Source organism: Paenarthrobacter sp. TA1.8 (assembly GCF_048595705.1).
In the GTDB taxonomy this organism is placed as follows: Bacteria; Actinomycetota; Actinomycetes; order Actinomycetales; family Micrococcaceae; genus Arthrobacter; species Arthrobacter nitroguajacolicus.
Genome location: NZ_CP184287.1, coordinates 3,637,581 through 3,653,712, shown reverse-complemented (window position 1 = coordinate 3,653,712; position 16,132 = coordinate 3,637,581). Strand labels below are relative to the sequence as shown.

The window sequence follows — 16,132 nt, the reverse complement described above, 5'->3', positions numbered from 1 at the left end:
CTATACCACTCCCATCCAGAATGTGGCATTTTTATGAACATTTTCAGGACCAAGTCAATCGAGCAGTCGATCGCCGATGCCGACGAACCCGGTCGCAAGCTTAAGCGCAGCCTGAGCACCTGGGACCTCATGATCATGGGCGTCGCCGTTGCTGTCGGCGCCGGGATCTTCTCAGTGGGCGCCAAGGCTGCCGCGAACTTTGCCGGCCCTGCCGTTACCATCTCCTTCGCCATCGCCGCTGTCACGTGTGCTTTGGCCATCATGTGCTACGCGGAGTTCGCCACAGCGATCCCCGTGGCAGGCTCCGCCTACGTGTTCACGTACGCCACCATGGGCGAGGTCCTCGCGTGGATCATCGGCTGGAACCTCATCCTTGAACTCTTCACCGCCGCAGCCGTGATCGCAAAGTATTGGGGCATTTACCTCAGTACGGTCTTCGGCCTGATGGGCGTGGAAATGCCGCCGTCAATCCAGGTGGCTGGTGTTGATCTCTACTGGGGAGCCTTCCTCATCGTCGCGATCTTCACCGTCCTGCTGGTGCTGGGGACAAAGCTGTCCGCCCGCGTTGGCAACGTCTTCACGCTGATCAAGATCGCCGTGGTGCTGTTCGTGATCGTTGTTGGCTTCAGCTACGTGAAGTTCTCCAACTACACCCCCTTCATTCCTGCCTCCGAGCCCACCGACTCCGGCGCCGCCGACGTCATGAAGCAGTCCTTCTTCGGCTTCCTCACCGGCGCTGCTCCGGCCCAGTACGGAACACTCGGCGTCTTTGCCGGCGCAGCTTTGGTGTTCTTCGCCTTCATCGGCTTTGACGTGGTGGCAACCTCCGCAGAAGAGGTCAAGAACCCGCAGAAGACCCTTCCCCGCGGTATCTTCGGTGGCCTTGCAGTGGTTACGCTGCTCTACATCCTGGTGTCCCTCGCACTGACCGGCATGGTGTCCTACACGCAGTTGGCCGAGGTGAAGAACCCCACCCTGACCACGGCTTTCGAGGCCGTGGGCAACACCGACGCTGCCAAGATCATCGCGTTCGGTTCCCTGGTGGGCCTGACCACGGTGATCATGGTGCTGCTCATGGGCCTGTCCCGCGTGGTCCTGGCCATGAGCCGCGACGGCCTCCTGCCCCGCTCGCTGTCCAAGACGAGCGAAAAGCGCTCGACGCCGGCCCGGTTGCAGATCATTTGTGGTGCGGCCGTGGCCCTGGTAGCAGGCGTAACCAAGGTGGACCTGCTCGAGGAAATGATCAACATCGGAACGCTGTCCGCGTTTGTGATGGTCAGCCTGGGCATCCTGGTATTGCGCAAGAAGCGGCCTGACCTCAAGCCGGCCTTCCGGGTCCCGTTCGGGAAGGTTCTGCCGTGGGTCTCCGCAGTCCTCTGCTTCTACCTCATGACCAACCTGGCCGTGGAAACCTGGATCTTCTTCGCGATCTGGCTGGTCATCGGCATGGCCATCTACTTCGCCTACGGCCAGCGCCACTCGCGGTTGAATGAGAAATTCGCCGCAGCCAAGGCCTCCGTCAATGGTGCCGCCGAAAGCCGCCAGACCAAGGGCGACGAGGACGAGGACAGCTACACCAAGGTTTAGACCAATGTGAGCAGCTTGTCGGACAGGTGAGCGATATGGAAGTACGGGACGCCCGGAGACCATCGGTTTCCGGGCGTTCCCGCGTTACGGCGCAGCATGCTCACCGACCCACTCCACCAGCGGCCTCAGCACTTCCCAACGGCCGGCGATCTCGTCCCGGGCTGTGGGAGTGGACAACCACTCCGGCTGACCCACCTCAACGCTGGCGGACAAGGACTTGTGTTTGAGCAGCTCTGCGCGTGGATGGTCTTTGTCGAAACCCCGTGGAACGGTCTTGAGGGTCTCACCCTCAATGGCGAAGCCTGCCGCTGCCACCGCATCGACAATTCCCTGCAGCTCCAATCCACTATCAGGAGCGTCCACTGCGGCCCGGAAACGTGCCAGTTGGGCAGGCGTGTGGGAGTGGTAGCCGCCGCCGATCAGCAGACCGTCGGCACTGATCTGAAGATAGAAGCCGACGCCTTCCTGGCTGGCAGCGAAGGCGCCTTGCGCTGTCTTGTACGGTGACTTGTCCTGGGAGAACCTGATGTCCCGGTTGGGCCGGAAGATCTTTGCCGGCCCGAACTTCGGCTCCAGCTCCGAAAGGAGGGCTGTCAGCGGTCCCTTCACCTCGGCGTCGTACGTTGTTTTATGCTCCAGCCACCACTCGCGGTTGTTGTTCTCTTCAAGCTCGGCGTAGAAACGGAATGCGGCAGTAGGGATGCCTTCGAATGTGCTCATAGAAGGATCCTAGGGACGCTGATGCCGGCCCAGCCATAGCCAACGAATGCTATGTGGAAAACAAAAGGAACACCCCGCCGCGGAGAAGATCCGCAACGGGGTGTTCCTTGAAATGCAGTAGAACGGCGACGCTTAGAGCTTGTTGGCTGCTTCGGCGTCGGACTCGGTCTGGCCTGCACCGAGGTTGGCGCGGAGCTTGGCGCCGAGCTCGGAATCAACGTTGGTCCAGTACTGGATGGCGCGTTCCTTGATGTCGGCGTGCTTCACGCCGCCGACGGCACCGGTGATGGTGTCCAGGAGGCGGGCCTTGGCAGCGTCATCGTAGACCTCGCGGTACAAGGTGCCGGCCTGGCCGAAGTCGTCGTCCTCAGCGTGCAGGGTGTGGGCGGAGAGGGTGAGCTCACCGTCGTTCTCCCAGCCACCGGCAGGTGAAGTCGGCTCAACAGCAGCCGGGCCACCCACCGAGTTCGGTGCGTATACCGGGGTGGAGGGGGAGTTGAACAGGAAACGACCCTGGCCGTCCTGGCTGTAGTTGTTGACCTGGTTCTTGGGCTGGTTCACCGGGATCTGTGCGTGGTTGGTGCCCACGCGGTAGCGGTGTGCGTCTGCGTAGGAGAAGATGCGGGCCTGCAGCATCTTGTCCGGGGAAGCGGCGATGCCCGGTACGAAGTTCGACGGCGCGAAGGTGGCCTGCTCGATCTGCGCGAAGTAGTTCTCCGGGTTCTTGTTCAGCTCCATGGTGCCCACGTGGATCAGCGGGTAGTCGGAGTGCGGCCAAACCTTGGTGAGGTCGAACGGGTTGAAGCGGTACGTCTTGGCGTCCTCGTACGGCATGACCTGGACGTGCAGTTCCCAGGAGGGGAAGTTGCCATCGGCAATGTTCTCCTGGAGGTCGCGGATGTAGAAGTCTGCATCCGAACCGGCAAGCTGTTCAGCCTGGTCGCCCGTGATGGTCTTGACGCCCTGGTTGGACTTGAAGTGGTACTTGACCCAGAAACGCTCGCCGGCGGCGTTGATCCACTGGTAGGTGTGCGAGCCGTAGCCCTGCATTTCACGCCAGGAAGCCGGGAGGCCGCGGTCGCCCATGAGCCAGGTGACCTGGTGTGCGGACTCGGGGGAGAGGGTCCAGAAGTCCCACTGCATGTCAGCGTCGCGCAGGTGGCTGCCCGGGAGGCGCTTCTGGGAGTGGATGAAGTCCGGGAACTTGATGCCGTCGCGGATGAAGAAGACGGGGGTGTTGTTGCCAACGAGGTCGTAGTTGCCCTCGGAGGTGTAGAACTTCACAGCGAAACCGCGGGGGTCGCGCCAGGTGTCGGGAGAACCGTTCTCGCCTGCAACGGAGGAGAAGCGGATCAGCATGTCCGTCTCAACGCCCGGCTGCAGGAAGGCTGCCTTGGTGTAAGCCGAAACGTCCGAGGTGGTCTTGAACGTACCGAATGCGCCGCCACCCTTGGCGTGCACTACACGCTCCGGGACCCGCTCGCGGTTGAACTGAGCGAGCTTTTCCACCAGGTAGTGGTCGGTGAGGATGATGGCACCGTCGGCGCCGACGGACTTCGAGTGCGCGTCGGAGGTAACGGGGGCACCTGACTGGGTTGTTGAAATGGCAGTCATTGTTCTCCTTTTTCTTTATTTCTGAGTTACGGAAGTTACGGGAAGCTGTTGTTTGGACTGGCAGTCCTGGCAGATGCCTTGGTAAAGGACGTCTGCGATCTGGATGGTCATGGGCTTGGAATTTTCATCCCAGTGCGGGGTGAGGCACGGTGCGTGTCCCACGGCGCAATCCACGTCCTCCACCTTGCCGCAACTGATACACACGGCGTGATGGTGGTTGTCACCCACCCGCGTTTCGTACAGCGCCGGGGAGTGTGGGGGTTCGAAGCGGCGCAGCATCTGCAGGTCCGTGAGGTCGCTGAGCACTACGTAAACGGACTGCGCCGTCAGTTCAGGAAGCTCTTTGCGGGCAGCGGCAAGAATGCCTTCTGCCGGAGAATGCGGATGGTGCTGGACTGCGGCAAGCACGGCCAGCCGCTGTTTGGTCACACGCCGGCCGTGGGCATGCAGGGCGGCGGCCCATTCTGCTTGCTCGACTGTGTGATCTGTCATGCATTCATTGAAACACTTATTTTGATCAGTTCACAATAAGGCAAGGCTAACTTCTGGTGAACGGAACAGATCCTCCATGGGATTCGCGTCCTCAGCTGCGGATCGACCCAGCGCATGCACCCGTAGAGGCGCGCCCGCTGTCTCTGATTCCAATGCCAGGCAACTGAAACCACTGAGACCTCCGGTGAGGGGAAGAGCGGCCAAGGCCCCCGCCATGGCCAGCAGTTCCGCCGGCAGGATGTCACGAACGTTCGCCACAGCCCGGACAGGTTCGATCACCGTATGGCGGGGCCCCGTTTCCATGGTCCGCACCAGCGGACCAGCGTCAGAAACGGGCACGACTTCAGAAGAGCGCTCGACGGCGGCGCCCGCCCCGGTTTCGGAACTTACGGAGGTCTCAGGTCGGCTCAGCCGCAGCGCCTCACGGACCGCCGTGTCGGTGGCTTCCAAGGTGTGCTCGGGCTCCCCGACACGACGGTGGGCCGGCAACGAAAGCTGAGCGCCCGGCGTCGTGGTTTCTCCGTCCCATCGCCCGAACAGGTGGAACGTGGGGGTTGAAGACTCGGCCACGGGCTCGCCTATGGCGGAACCGAGCGGGTGCCAGCGGTGGGCGAACATCACGGAGAAGCGTGTTGCCCCCAGTACGTCCTGGAGTGCGGCGCGTACCAGGTTGTGGCAGAAGAGCCAATCGGACGCTGAAGCCTGCGCGAATTCGGTGGACGGATCGGACAGCCTGATCAAGATGTGCCCGGCCGTGAGCGGATGGCGCGGCCGGGCGATTTCCCAAAACCCCGAACGGTACAGCAAACGTCGCTCCAAGCCCATGTCAACTCCCTCCCCGGGGTGAGCCTACCAAGCACCTCCCGCAGCCAGGGAGAGTTGCGGGCGGTTGCTGCAATGCTCGTTAAGGTGGGACGGTGGCGAAACTACTGGCAGACATCACTCCCCTGAAGGAGAGTCCCGCTTTTCGGCGGCTCTGGCTGGGGGCTTCAGTAGCTGCCATCGGAACCCAGTTGACCTTGGTGGCTGTCAGCCTGGAGGTCTATCGGCTCACGCAGGAGAGTTTCTATGTGGGCCTCCTGGGAATCTTTGCGCTGGTTCCGTTGGTGATCGCCGGGCTCTACGGGGGTTCCGTTTCGGACGCCTACGATCGCCGCAAAGTAGCCCTCATTGCCTCCCTTGTCCTCTGGGTAACGACGGCCGGATTGGCCTTGCAGGCGTGGCTGGAGATCGGCAACATCTGGCTCCTTTACGCGCTGGTGGCCATCCAAAGTGGTGCCCAAGGCATCAACGGCCCCGCCCGGAGCGCCATCATCCCGCTCCTGGTCCGCAAGGACCTCCTTCCCGCTGCCAATGCCCTGAGCATGCTGACGTTCGGCTTGTCCATGACCGCTGGACCACTCCTGGCGGGCGTGCTCGTGGCCACCATCGGCTTTGGCTGGACCTATACCATCGACGTCATCAGCTTCACTTTCGCACTGTGGGGGCTCTTCAAACTCCCGCCCCTTCCGCCGTCCAAGGATGCCGTGCGACCAGGGCTTCGCTCCGTGGTGGAAGGCTTTAGGTTCCTCGGGACACGGCCCAACGTCCGCATGACCTTCATCATCGACCTCATCGCCATGATCTGCGCCCAGCCCCGCGCGCTGATGCCGGCCATCGGTGCAGTAATGATCGGCGGGGGCGAGACCACTGTTGGAGTGCTGCTCGCGTCAACGGCCGTGGGCGCATTCCTGGCCGGCCTGTTTTCGGGGCCCTTGGGGCGGGTCCGCAAGCAGGGCAGTGCCGTGGTGTGGTCCGTGATTGGTTGGGGCGCCTCCATTGCCGGCTTCGGTTTGGTGGTGCTGCTGGCAGGGGATGCCGGCCGCGACGGTGTCACGCCGTGGCTGATCCCGGCAGCATTCTGTTGCGCCCTTGCCGGAATCTCGGACTCCGTCAGCGCCGTTTTCCGCACCACCATCCTGCAAGCAGCCACACCGGACCACTTGCGGGGGCGACTCCAGGGCGTGTTCATCGTGGTGGTGGCCGGAGGGCCCCGGGTAGGGGACATGCTGGCTGGCGGTGTCACCCAGTTCCTGAGCGAAGGCGGAGTGTTGCTGCTGGGCGGGCTACTCTGCATCCTTGTTGCATGGTTCGCTTCGCGCATGCAGCCCGGATTCGTCGCGTACGACGCCAAACACCCCGTGCCCTGACGCTGAGCCGTGCGCCCACACGGCAGGCCACCCGTGCGCCCACGTAGGCTGACAACGGAACACGAGGGGCGGCGTCGGCGTTAATCCGAACAGAAACCTTGCGACAACGAAAGCGACAAGAACAACCGTGCATAAACACAACAATGGACTCAAGACCGCGGCGCTCTTCGGTGTGCTGTGGGCGGTGTTGTTGGGTTTGGGCGCCATCATCGCGGCAGGGACGCGCAGCACCACGCCCATCTGGATCATGGCACTGATCGGTGTGGCCACCACGGCCTATGGTTACTGGAACAGCGACAAGATCGCTATCCGTTCCATGGCCGCCTACCCCGTCACCGAGGCACAGGCACCGCAGCTGTACCAGATTGTTCGAGAGCTGTCCGTGCGTGCCAACAAACCCATGCCGCGGATCTACCTCTCGCCCACCATGACGCCCAACGCCTTCGCCACCGGACGCAATCCCAAGAACGCTGCCGTGTGCTGCACCGAGGGGATACTCCACCTGCTCGACGCCCGCGAACTCAGGGGAGTACTGGGGCATGAGCTGATGCACGTGTACAACCGCGACATCCTTACCTCATCGGTTGCTGCTGCCGTGGCCGGCGTCATCACTTCAGCGGGTCAGATGCTGCTGATCTTTGGTAGTGGGGACCGGCGCAACGCCAACCCGCTGGCTACTATCGCGATGGCCCTGCTCGCGCCTTTCGCGGCGTCACTGATTCAGATGGCTATCTCCCGTACACGTGAGTTCGACGCCGATGAGGACGGTGCGGAGCTGACCGGCGATCCACTGGCGCTCGCCTCAGCCCTGCGCAAGATCGAATCCGGTGTCACCCAGTTGCCGCTCCCGCAGGACCAGCGGCTGGTCAATGCCTCACACCTCATGATCGCCAACCCGTTCCGTGGCGGCGGCATGCGGCGCATGTTCTCCACGCACCCGCCCATGAAGGAACGGATCAGCCGACTGGAACGGATGGCCGGGCGCCCGCTTTCCTGAATCCCGCCAAACACGTCGCTGGCCCGCTGTTCCGTTGTTGGCCAACAACGGGACAGCGGGCCATCGACGTGTCAGCGGAAGCTAGCTGCGGAAGTTCACGAACTGCAGGTCGGCCTCTTCGAATTTCTTGAGGATGTTCATGGTCTCCTGCAAGTCATCACGGGACTTGGAGGTGACACGGAGTTCGTCGCCCTGGATCTGGGACTTGACGGACTTCGGGGCTTCGTCGCGGATGATCTTGTTGATCTTCTTGGCGATGTCCTGGGCAATGCCTTCCTTGATGGTGCACTCCAGGCGGAATTCCTTGCCGGAGGGGAAAGGCTCGCCCTGGTCCAGGGACTTCAGGGAAATGCCGCGCTTGATGAGCTTGGACTGGAAGACGTCCAGGACAGCCAGGACGCGGTCCTCGGAATTGGCCTTCATGAGGATCTTTTCGCCACTGAAATCAATCTCAGCGCCGACGCCCTTGAAGTCGTATCGCTGCGCGATTTCCTTCTGGGACTGGTTGAGCGCGTTGGCGACCTCTTGCTTGTCTACCTTGCTTACGACGTCGAATGTGGATTCGCCTGCCATGACTCTCCTTAGGTTGGGGGCCCTGTGAGGGCGGGTTGGTCTGGCATCCAGCCTAGTACGGAAGCCGTGGGTTAGGGCCGTGGACTTCTTTCACAGTTCGCTCACAGCACATGCAGGGTTGGAACAGAGGCTGCTGGTTGAGAGTTGTACCAGTTGGAAGAACGCATCCACGGAGGATCAGCATGAGCAGCAAGGCCGTCCAGTCCATCAGCAAATCTGCATCCGCAGCAGCAGGCTCCATTGGCACAGCCGCGGTCGCCGCAGCCAGTGCCGTAGCCGCCGCGGCCGTGGCGGCATCGATTGTCCTGAGCCCGGTGCCCGACGCTACGTCCCGGATGGACGGAGTGCACGCGGACTTGTTGCGCGCAGTGCAGCTCAACCAGATCACCGCCGAGCAAGCCGAAAAGTTCGAAGCGAAACTGGCCGGCCGGATCCTCGGGGAAGCCTGAAATAGCGCGAATTCCCGGGTGTCTGCGGCCGATTAGATTCTTCGCAGAAAGTTCTGTAAGGTTGTCTCTGCCTTCGGTTACCGGATCTAAAAGAAACGGTCTCCGGAAGTGATCTTCTTTTGAAGTTCGGCAGATTACCCGAGCGGCCAAAGGGGGCTGACTGTAAATCAGCTGGCAACGCCTACGGGGGTTCGAATCCCTCATCTGCCACCCAAGGAGAATCCCCGGAACCACTGGTTCCGGGGATTTTTTCGTGTGCCCTCGCGCCGCCTGAGGACACTCATATCCGTTCGTGCCGCGCAAATGTGGCGGCGACACTCGATTCCGCGTGTCGCCAGCGGGGATCCGGGTCCCTGGGGAGTGTGGGTGGCGCTAGTCGGGATCCGGGTCCTTGGCGAATGTGGGTGGCGCCAGCGGGTCAGGACGAACGCAGGGGTGTGCGGCTACCACCCACTTTGGACCTGCAACCCGGGTGACACACCGCAAGCCACGGCGCGTCACGTGACATTAGTGTTCAAAGTTGGTGATGAAAGCACGGCCCGCCCAATCCCGGGGTTGTCCGCCTGACAGTGCGTTGACCGGCGGGGTATCCGAAGAACCCCGGGGTCCGTCAGTGGCGCTCCGTCGCTTGCCGGAGCTCCGCGATCTCCATCCGCAGGGCCGCGATCTCCGTCACCAGGTCGGCCATCTCGGCGCGGACGGGTTCCTCGGCTGCGGCGGCCTTGACTTCCGCAGCCGCTGCTACGCCCTCGGCGTTCTCCTCGATTCGTTGAAGCAGCCAGGAAGCAATGGAGGCTGTCACGATACCAAGGACCGCGATTCCACTCATCATGAGGGCCGCAGCGACGATCCTGCCGATGGGGGTTACCGGGTAGAGGTCGCCGTAGCCCACAGTGGTGATGGTGGTGATGGCCCACCACGCGGCGTCGCCGAAGGTGACGATCTTGGCGTCGGGTGCGTTCTGTTCGACATCCAGCACGGCCAGTGCTCCGATGAGGATGAGCATCGCGGCTGCTCCTGCTACGTACGTGGCGACGCGTCCGCGCAGGGTTTCACCTACGGTGCGTTGCAGGACGGAGAGCAACGTGACCAGCCGCAGCAACCGGAGTGGCCGGAAGAACGGGAGTACCACGATCAGGAGTTCGTGCAGATTCCACAGGAACCAGCCCATCCGGTCTTCGGCAAGCCAGAGATTGACGAAGTAGTCCAAGGCGAAAATTCCCCAAGTGATCCAGAGAACAACCTCGAAAGGTATTGCCTCGGCTCCGGTGACGCGACCGATGACCTGCCACGCGTAAGCCGTGAGAAAAATCAGTGCCGTGGCCATGAGGGGCCATTCAACGAGGTCCCTGTATCGCGCTTGAGTCATACGGGAATACTAGCCACCGCGGAAGTACTCAACAGCTTCAGGCGGCCGGTGTCTCCAGCCAGTAGCCGTCCAAGTGGTGAATCAGTTGGCGGCCCAGGCCGCCCTTCAGTTGGATCCACAGCGTGCTGCGATCATTGGTCATGCCATCGATGGTTCCCTCGATGCGGTTGCCGCGGGCATCCTGGAGGACCACGTTCTGGTGGCGGGAGAGTTCCGGCCAAACGTCGCCTTGCGGCCTGGCGGTTTGCAGCGTGCTCAAAGGGTCCCCCTTATGTGTTCGATCAATATGAGTTTCAGATATTGTGCACGTCTTTCATGAACCGGCGGTAAACGTTAGTGCAATCGTTGTACATAAACGGTCTTTGGGCTATGAGCCGGGTCCGCGATGTGGTCTCCATATTCCCCATGATGTTACCGACGGGTAACATTGAGCCATGCACTTGCTTCTTCGTACCCTCATGCTGCTGTTCACGTCATCCAAGCGTTCGCCCCTGGGTGTCTGGGAAGAATCCTCGCTGCCTTTGCGGGTTCTGCCCACTGACATCGACATCGCGATGCACGTTAACAACGGTATGTATTTCTCGCTCATGGACCTCGGCCGTTTCGACCTCATGGTCCGCAGCGGCATCTGGACAAGAATGCGCAAGCGGGGTTGGAACCCGGTGGCAGCCGGTGAGACCATCGCTTTCCGCAAATCGCTGCAGCTCTGGCAGCAATACACCATCGAGACCCGCATCATTGGCTTGGACAGCAAAGCCATCTACTTCGAACAACGCATGGTGGTGGACGGTGAAATCTACGCACGGGCACACATCGCCACCCGCCTGGTGCATAAGGGCAGGCCTGTCTCTCAGGAAGAAATCATTGCCGAGTTCGGTGCGCCGCCGGCTGACCTGGAACTGCCCGAGTGGATCCACGAGTGGCGCGAAAACAATGCACTTCCCGGGGCGCGTCGGCCCGCCCCGCACGTGTGGAGCTAAACCCCCACGTCGCGTTGCTGCAGTGCCACCGCCCCGAGCACGATCAGGGCGGCGGAGATGCCATACAGTCCCGCGGCAGCTCCCCAATCGGCCCCGTTTGCCACAGGGGAGTTGCCGTACGCCCAGTGATAGGGCGAAAGGTTCAGCAACCATTCGACGTCGGGACTTTGCCGCCCCACTGCGTTGAACACATATCCGAGGACGGCCACGGCGGCGCCCGCCGCGATCCCATACACTTTCCGGCCGCTCAGCGCTCCGGCGCAAAGCGCAGCTGTCCCGCTGAGCAGCGCCAGGGCGGCGAACAGCAGCACCGCTCCGGCGAGATGTCCGACGTCGATGCTCAGTTGCGAGGGCCCGTTCAGTCCCAGCACCAGCAGGAAAACGAGAACGGAAAGCAGCGCGACACGAACCACGATGGCCAGTGCACGCTCGAGGACTACCTGCACCCGGGTGACACTGTGGGCGAGCGTCAGTTCCAGCAATCCGGATTCCTCGTCGCCACCCACGGCCGCGGCGCCCCAGCCGACCGAGGCCATGGACATCAGCAGGAAGCCGATGAGCCCGAACATGGTGGCTTGGGTGTAGCCGGGGCCTGAAGCGATTTGATCGTAGTTCAGGGCTTTGGTCATTTCGGGGGGAAGCGCGTTGATCAGGTCCTGCATCTGCGCACTGCCCCCGATCGAGGGATACAGCGGCAGGTAGAGCATGCACGCCGCCGACAAGCCCAGTGCCCATGCCAGCGTTGAACGCCACGAGTCAGTCAGGGCCTTCGTGAACAACGGGAGAACCCTAGGCACGGTGCGCTCCTTCCGCGCGGCGTCCCGAAGCATGAAGCTTCCCGGAAGCGTGGTCATTCCCCACGGATTGGCCCGTGTAGAGAGTCAATACGGCTTCTTCCAGATCGGGTTCTTCGAGGACCAGATCCGTCACGTTCAACTTGGACAACTCCTGGATCAAGGGCTGGACGTGGCCGGAGAGCGTTGCCGTAGCCTCAACTGTTCCGGCGGCGTGACCGTCGGCCTTGAGCTCCCGTACTGCCACGTTGGCGACGCCGGGCACCCTGGCCAGCAGCGCGCCGACGTCGTGCGGTTCCGTTCCGGTGCTACTGAACCGAAGCTGCCGGACTGCTGCCGTCCTGAGCGTCTCCACGGTGGAAACGGTGACGATTTCGCCGTCGCGGAGGATGGCGACGGCGTCGGCGGCCTGCTGTACTTCGCTGAGGACGTGCGAGCTGAGGAATACCGTGGCGCCGTCATCCAGGGCTTCGCGAACCAACGCATGGAATACCTGCTGAACCAAGGGATCCAGGCCGCTGGTGGGTTCGTCGAGGACCAGTAGTTCCGGCTTGTGCATAAAGGCCTGCAACAGTCCGAGCTTCTGTTTGTTGCCTTTGGAGAGCTTCCGGGTTTGGCGATCGAGGTCAAGGTTCAGCCGCTCGGCGAGTTCGTTGACGTGCCGTTGCTCAACGGGTCCGCTGATGGCTGCGATGTGCTCCAGCATGCGCCGGCCCGTGGTCCTGTTTTCCAAATGCAGTTCGCCGGGCAGGTAGCCGATCCTGCGGCGAAGGGCAGTGCCTGCCTGTCGCGGGTCCTGGCCCAGCACCGAGATGGACCCCGCGCTGGGCCTGATGATGTCCAGAAGGCAGCGCATGGTGGTGGTCTTGCCCGCTCCGTTCGGCCCGATGACGCCGAACACCGTCCCGCGTTCCACTGCGAAGTCGAGCCCATGGAGGACTTCCCGGGCTCCGAATCTCTTGCGCAAACCCTCGACGACGATTGCCTGGGTCACAGTGCATGCTCCCTCCCGGCGCTGGTGCTGTCTTGCTGCAAGGAGTCGCGGGCCGCATCCAGGAACCGCGAATCGGTGTAAAAGCCGTGTGTGTAAATCTCCAGGGCGGGCAGGGTGAGTTGCCGGAGAAGGTCGGGGCCGATGCCTTGCGGCTCCGGGGCAACTGTCCCCAACGTCCGTGAGAGGTGCCTGCCCAGCATGAGGATCGACAGGCTGTTCGAGGCGATGACGACGGCGGTGGACCGGGCGTCGTCGAACTTCCGGATGGTGCCGGCTTCGATTCCGGCATGGATGATGTCCTGGGTCTGCCTGACCACGGCATCAAAGAAGGCGTCACCTGCCTCGGACTCATCGCTGAGGACACGACGGATGTAGGCGATCTCGTCCGAGTATTGGTCGGGGTGGTTGAGGTAATCCTGGATGAGTTGCCGCGTGGACTCCGGGTGGGTTTTCTCGCGACCCTGCGTTGCTGTTTGGGCCAGGACGTGCTGGTCGCAAGCGTCGCGGAGCCCGTCTTTGCTACCGAAATGGTGGATGACCAGGCCTGGGCTGACTCCCGCAGCAGCGGCTACCGCCCTGACGGTGGCGCGGGCAAATCCTTCACGGCCGAAGAGGCCGATGGCGGCGTCGCGGATGCGCGCCCGGGTGGTGAGATCTTCTGCGCTTGAACGCATGTTTCATACACTAAACAGCTGTTCAATCTGGATCAAGGGGTTGCTGTGATATGTGGTTCGTCCCTTTATTCCCGGTGACGCGGGAAGCGAACAGGGCCCGCCTCAACGGGACTTAGCGGGCCGGGTCGCGTACCGTGGAAGCATGGCTACAGTTGACATCACTGGAGAACAGTTCGCATCGACCATCGAGGACAACGACATTGTCCTGGTGGATTTCTGGGCGGCCTGGTGCGCCCCGTGCCGTCAGTTCGCCCCCACGTACGGGGCAGCTTCAGAAAAGCACACTGACGTCGTGTTTGCGAAGGTAGACACCGAGGCTGAGCAACAGCTCGCCGCCGAAGCCGGGATCACATCCATCCCGACGCTCATGGCATTCCGCGAAAAGGTCCTTGTCTTCTCGCAGCCGGGAGCCCTCAACGGTCCGCAGTTGGAGCAGGTCATCGAGGCCGTGAAGGGCCTGGACATGGAAGAGGTCCACGCCCACGTTGCCAAGGCGCGTGCCGAGGCTCAGGAAAACTAAGACTAAGCGGTGGCTCGAAACATCGAGCTCGCCGGAACGCATGGAGGTCGCCGGAAAATTCCGGCGACCTCCATGCGTTTAAGGCTTTCTCGCAGTCTTGCAGCGATTTCGCCGGACTGAAGCAGGGAGAGCCTAGAGCCGTTCCAGCTTGACCGGCTCGGCGAGCAGTGCGCTGAGGGACTCGTTCAGGTCCTGGACGGCGATGCCCTTGGAATGCTTCTCCAGAAGCTCCTCGGATTCCCATCGCTCAGTCAGGACTAGCTTCTCTTCTGTGGCCTCGGTCAGTTCGTAGCGGATGCAGCCAGGCTCGTTGACGACCTCGTCGATCGCGATTTCCAGGGCGAGCTTCACGCGGAAAAATTCGCCTTCGTTGGGGATGAACGTGGCCTGCAGGTCAATGGGTTCACTCATGGCTCCAACCCTACCGGCAGGACACGGCGCTGCTGGAGGCGGTTACGGTTCTGTTGCGCGCCGTCCCTTGGTAGCGTTCCGTCATGTTGTCCTACACTGCCGGAGACACTGACGTCCCGCTGCTCGAAGAGACCATTGGCGCCAATTTTGAGCGCATCGCGGCCCGGTTTCCCCTGCGGGACGCGCTTATCGAAGCGGCTGTGGTGCCGGGCGGTGACGCCCGCCGCTGGAGCTACCAAAAGCTGAACGACGACGTCGATCGCCTCGCCCGCGCCCTGCTCGCCATGGGCGTGGCCAAGGGCGAGCGGATCGGCATTTGGAGTCCCAACTGCGCCGAGTGGACCATTCTTCAGTACGCCACCGCCAAGATCGGTGCGGTGCTGGTCAACGTCAACCCGGCCTACCGGAGCCATGAGCTGGAGTTCGTGGTGAAGCAGAATGGCATGCGAATGCTGGTGGCAGCGCCATCGGATAAGCACAGTGACTACGTGGGCATGGCCAGGGATGCGGCCCGTAACTGTCCCGACCTCCGGGAGATCGTCTTCCTCCCGGGAGAGCCGGAATTGGGACTCACTGCGGGCGTCCCGGAAGCCAACCACGAACTCACCTACGGTGAACTCCTGACCCGGGCAGACGGCGTCGGGCTTTCAGCGCTTCGGGACCGCATGGCCGACCTTGACCCACACGACCCCATCAACCTGCAATACACCTCCGGCACCACGGGGTTCCCCAAGGGCGCCACCTTGACGCACCACAACATCCTCAACAACGGGCACTCGATCGGCCGGCTCCTTAACTACACCGAGCACGATCGTGTGGTGATCCCCGTGCCGTTCTACCACTGCTTCGGCATGGTGATCGGGAACTTGAATGCGCTGAGCTTTGGGGCGGCGACCATCATTCCGGGCCGCGGTTTCAACCCGTCGGCGGCGTTGGAAGCAGTTCAGGACTTCGGCGGGACTTCCCTGTATGGCGTGCCCACCATGTTCATTGCCGAGCTCGCACTGGAAGATTTCAACTCCTATGATCTCTCCACGCTGCGTACCGGAGTCATGGCCGGTTCCTTATGTCCCATGGAGGTAATGCGCCGGGTCATCGATGAGATGCACATGGTTGACGTCGCCATTTGCTACGGCATGACCGAGACCTCGCCGGTGTCCACCATGACCCGTGCGGGGGACACCCTGGAGCAGCGGACCAGCACGGTGGGCAGGACAATGCCGCACCTTGAGAGCCGCATTGTCGATCCAGGATCGGGTGAAGTGGTGGAGCGCGGCGTCATCGGTGAGCTGTGCACGCGGGGTTACTCGGTGATGCAGGGCTACTGGGGCCAACCGGACAAAACGGCGGAGGCAATCGACGCTGAGGGGTGGATGCACACCGGCGACCTCGCCCGCATGGATGAGGAAGGTTATGTGGTGATTGAGGGCCGGATCAAGGACATGGTGATCCGCGGTGGAGAGAACATCTACCCACGCGAGATCGAGGAATTCCTGTATCTCCACCCGTCCATCCAGGATGTACAGGTGATCGGTGTTCCCGACGAGAAGTATGGAGAAGAGCTGATGGCGTGCATCATCCTCAAGCCCGGTACTGAGACGCTGACTGCCGGGGACCTGGCCGATTACTGTCGCGGAAAGCTGGCCCACTACAAAATCCCGCGTTACATCGACGTCCGTGAGTCCTTCCCCATGACAGTGTCCGGAAAGGTGCGGAAGGTGGACATGCGCCAGGAGGCGGTGTCCCGGCTGCACCTGTAGCTGAAACAG

The 16,132-nt window shown here is 62.1% G+C and carries 18 protein-coding genes and 1 tRNA gene; 8 read left to right on the top strand and 11 right to left on the bottom strand.

What is annotated here, in order from left to right; genetic code table 11:
- The first annotated feature begins 33 nt into the window (after positions 1 to 33).
- On the top strand, positions 34 to 1,587 hold the full coding sequence (locus tag ACNAOT_RS17050) for an amino acid permease (protein ID WP_178997344.1): 1,554 nt from the start codon (positions 34 to 36) through the stop codon (positions 1,585 to 1,587).
- 84 nt (positions 1,588 to 1,671) lie between these two features.
- Here ACNAOT_RS17050 and ACNAOT_RS17045 read toward each other — a convergent pair whose 3' ends face one another.
- The 4 genes from ACNAOT_RS17045 to ACNAOT_RS17030 form a co-directional block, all read right to left on the bottom strand.
- Positions 1,672 to 2,307, bottom strand: coding sequence for a DUF2461 domain-containing protein (locus ACNAOT_RS17045; RefSeq protein ID WP_364306813.1), 636 nt, complete (start codon positions 2,305 to 2,307; stop codon positions 1,672 to 1,674).
- A gap of 132 nt (positions 2,308 to 2,439) precedes the next feature.
- On the bottom strand, positions 2,440 to 3,921 hold the full coding sequence (locus tag ACNAOT_RS17040; protein ID WP_309074041.1) for a catalase: 1,482 nt from the start codon (positions 3,919 to 3,921) through the stop codon (positions 2,440 to 2,442).
- Between the two features lie 15 nt (positions 3,922 to 3,936).
- Entirely contained in the window at positions 3,937 to 4,413 is a 477-nt protein-coding gene (locus tag ACNAOT_RS17035; RefSeq protein ID WP_420178679.1) for a Fur family transcriptional regulator, read from the bottom strand.
- 30 nt (positions 4,414 to 4,443) lie between these two features.
- Positions 4,444 to 5,238 (bottom strand): hypothetical protein, encoded by a 795-nt coding sequence (locus tag ACNAOT_RS17030; protein ID WP_420178678.1) that lies wholly within the window; start codon positions 5,236 to 5,238, stop codon positions 4,444 to 4,446.
- Between the two features lie 92 nt (positions 5,239 to 5,330).
- Between ACNAOT_RS17030 and ACNAOT_RS17025 the strand changes: the two genes are divergently transcribed.
- Positions 5,331 to 6,602: an MFS transporter gene (locus ACNAOT_RS17025; RefSeq protein WP_420178677.1), complete on the top strand. Its 1,272-nt coding sequence runs from the start codon at positions 5,331 to 5,333 to the stop codon at positions 6,600 to 6,602.
- 127 nt (positions 6,603 to 6,729) lie between these two features.
- Positions 6,730 to 7,599 (top strand): zinc metalloprotease HtpX, encoded by an 870-nt coding sequence (gene htpX, locus ACNAOT_RS17020; RefSeq protein WP_420178676.1) that lies wholly within the window; start codon positions 6,730 to 6,732, stop codon positions 7,597 to 7,599.
- Positions 7,600 to 7,680: 81 nt separating this feature from the next.
- Here the strand turns inward: htpX and ACNAOT_RS17015 are convergent, their stop codons facing one another.
- Positions 7,681 to 8,172 carry a YajQ family cyclic di-GMP-binding protein gene (locus tag ACNAOT_RS17015; RefSeq protein ID WP_017200185.1) on the bottom strand — a complete coding sequence of 164 codons (492 nt, stop codon included), beginning with the start codon at positions 8,170 to 8,172 and terminating at the stop codon, positions 7,681 to 7,683.
- A gap of 182 nt (positions 8,173 to 8,354) precedes the next feature.
- On the opposite strand from ACNAOT_RS17015, the gene ACNAOT_RS17010 reads away from it, so the two are divergent.
- Both ACNAOT_RS17010 and ACNAOT_RS17005 read left to right on the top strand, forming a co-directional pair.
- The gene (locus ACNAOT_RS17010; RefSeq protein ID WP_144648679.1) at positions 8,355 to 8,621 is read left to right on the top strand and encodes a hypothetical protein; all 267 of its coding nucleotides are present in this window, start codon (positions 8,355 to 8,357) and stop codon (positions 8,619 to 8,621) included.
- 128 nt (positions 8,622 to 8,749) lie between these two features.
- A tRNA-Tyr gene (locus ACNAOT_RS17005) sits at positions 8,750 to 8,831 on the top strand.
- Positions 8,832 to 9,231: 400 nt separating this feature from the next.
- Here ACNAOT_RS17005 and ACNAOT_RS17000 read toward each other — a convergent pair.
- Complete coding sequence (locus ACNAOT_RS17000) at positions 9,232 to 9,990, bottom strand: potassium channel family protein (protein ID WP_420178675.1); 759 nt, start codon at positions 9,988 to 9,990, stop codon at positions 9,232 to 9,234.
- 37 nt (positions 9,991 to 10,027) lie between these two features.
- Positions 10,028 to 10,249, bottom strand: coding sequence for a hypothetical protein (locus tag ACNAOT_RS16995; RefSeq protein WP_054808616.1), 222 nt, complete (start codon positions 10,247 to 10,249; stop codon positions 10,028 to 10,030).
- Between the two features lie 175 nt (positions 10,250 to 10,424).
- On the opposite strand from ACNAOT_RS16995, the gene ACNAOT_RS16990 reads away from it, so the two are divergent.
- Positions 10,425 to 10,970, top strand: a complete 546-nt coding sequence (locus ACNAOT_RS16990; RefSeq protein WP_420178674.1) for an acyl-CoA thioesterase — start codon at positions 10,425 to 10,427, stop codon at positions 10,968 to 10,970.
- Here the strand turns inward: ACNAOT_RS16990 and ACNAOT_RS16985 are convergent.
- The 3 genes from ACNAOT_RS16985 to ACNAOT_RS16975 are packed head-to-tail and all read right to left on the bottom strand — an operon-like array spanning position 10,967 to position 13,432.
- Entirely contained in the window at positions 10,967 to 11,767 is an 801-nt protein-coding gene (locus tag ACNAOT_RS16985) for an ABC transporter permease subunit (protein WP_420178673.1), read from the bottom strand. The two genes, ACNAOT_RS16990 and ACNAOT_RS16985, sit on opposite strands and share 4 nt — an antisense overlap.
- Positions 11,760 to 12,758 carry an ABC transporter ATP-binding protein gene (locus tag ACNAOT_RS16980; protein ID WP_420178672.1) on the bottom strand — a complete coding sequence of 333 codons (999 nt, stop codon included), beginning with the start codon at positions 12,756 to 12,758 and terminating at the stop codon, positions 11,760 to 11,762. Before ACNAOT_RS16980 ends, ACNAOT_RS16985 begins: the two co-directional genes overlap by 8 nt.
- The gene (locus ACNAOT_RS16975; protein ID WP_420178671.1) at positions 12,755 to 13,432 is read right to left on the bottom strand and encodes a TetR family transcriptional regulator; all 678 of its coding nucleotides are present in this window, start codon (positions 13,430 to 13,432) and stop codon (positions 12,755 to 12,757) included. The genes ACNAOT_RS16980 and ACNAOT_RS16975 overlap by 4 nt, the downstream gene beginning before the upstream one ends.
- A gap of 142 nt (positions 13,433 to 13,574) precedes the next feature.
- Between ACNAOT_RS16975 and ACNAOT_RS16970 the strand changes: the two genes are divergently transcribed.
- On the top strand, positions 13,575 to 13,952 hold the full coding sequence (locus ACNAOT_RS16970; protein ID WP_091469153.1) for a thioredoxin family protein: 378 nt from the start codon (positions 13,575 to 13,577) through the stop codon (positions 13,950 to 13,952).
- Positions 13,953 to 14,084: 132 nt separating this feature from the next.
- On the opposite strand, the gene ACNAOT_RS16965 is transcribed toward ACNAOT_RS16970, so the two are convergent.
- Positions 14,085 to 14,363 carry a putative quinol monooxygenase gene (locus ACNAOT_RS16965; protein ID WP_024817673.1) on the bottom strand — a complete coding sequence of 93 codons (279 nt, stop codon included), beginning with the start codon at positions 14,361 to 14,363 and terminating at the stop codon, positions 14,085 to 14,087.
- A gap of 83 nt (positions 14,364 to 14,446) precedes the next feature.
- On the opposite strand from ACNAOT_RS16965, the gene ACNAOT_RS16960 reads away from it, so the two are divergent.
- Positions 14,447 to 16,123, top strand: coding sequence for an AMP-binding protein (locus ACNAOT_RS16960; protein WP_420178670.1), 1,677 nt, complete (start codon positions 14,447 to 14,449; stop codon positions 16,121 to 16,123).
- Positions 16,124 to 16,132 lie beyond the last annotated feature (9 nt).

Coding starts and splice junctions, on each gene's coding strand:
- ACNAOT_RS17040 (WP_309074041.1), bottom strand. CDS start 3,921: ATGACTGCCATTTCAACAACCCAGTCAGGTGCCCCCGTTACCTCCGAC.
- ACNAOT_RS17030 (WP_420178678.1), bottom strand. CDS start 5,238: ATGGGCTTGGAGCGACGTTTGCTGTACCGTTCGGGGTTTTGGGAAATC.
- ACNAOT_RS17050 (WP_178997344.1), top strand. CDS start 34: ATGAACATTTTCAGGACCAAGTCAATCGAGCAGTCGATCGCCGATGCC.
- ACNAOT_RS16990 (WP_420178674.1), top strand. CDS start 10,425: ATGCACTTGCTTCTTCGTACCCTCATGCTGCTGTTCACGTCATCCAAG.
- ACNAOT_RS16975 (WP_420178671.1), bottom strand. CDS start 13,432: ATGCGTTCAAGCGCAGAAGATCTCACCACCCGGGCGCGCATCCGCGAC.
- ACNAOT_RS17045 (WP_364306813.1), bottom strand. CDS start 2,307: ATGAGCACATTCGAAGGCATCCCTACTGCCGCATTCCGTTTCTACGCC.
- ACNAOT_RS17010 (WP_144648679.1), top strand. CDS start 8,355: ATGAGCAGCAAGGCCGTCCAGTCCATCAGCAAATCTGCATCCGCAGCA.
- ACNAOT_RS17000 (WP_420178675.1), bottom strand. CDS start 9,990: ATGACTCAAGCGCGATACAGGGACCTCGTTGAATGGCCCCTCATGGCC.
- ACNAOT_RS16960 (WP_420178670.1), top strand. CDS start 14,447: ATGTTGTCCTACACTGCCGGAGACACTGACGTCCCGCTGCTCGAAGAG.
- ACNAOT_RS16965 (WP_024817673.1), bottom strand. CDS start 14,363: ATGAGTGAACCCATTGACCTGCAGGCCACGTTCATCCCCAACGAAGGC.
- ACNAOT_RS17015 (WP_017200185.1), bottom strand. CDS start 8,172: ATGGCAGGCGAATCCACATTCGACGTCGTAAGCAAGGTAGACAAGCAA.
- ACNAOT_RS16970 (WP_091469153.1), top strand. CDS start 13,575: ATGGCTACAGTTGACATCACTGGAGAACAGTTCGCATCGACCATCGAG.
- ACNAOT_RS17035 (WP_420178679.1), bottom strand. CDS start 4,413: ATGACAGATCACACAGTCGAGCAAGCAGAATGGGCCGCCGCCCTGCAT.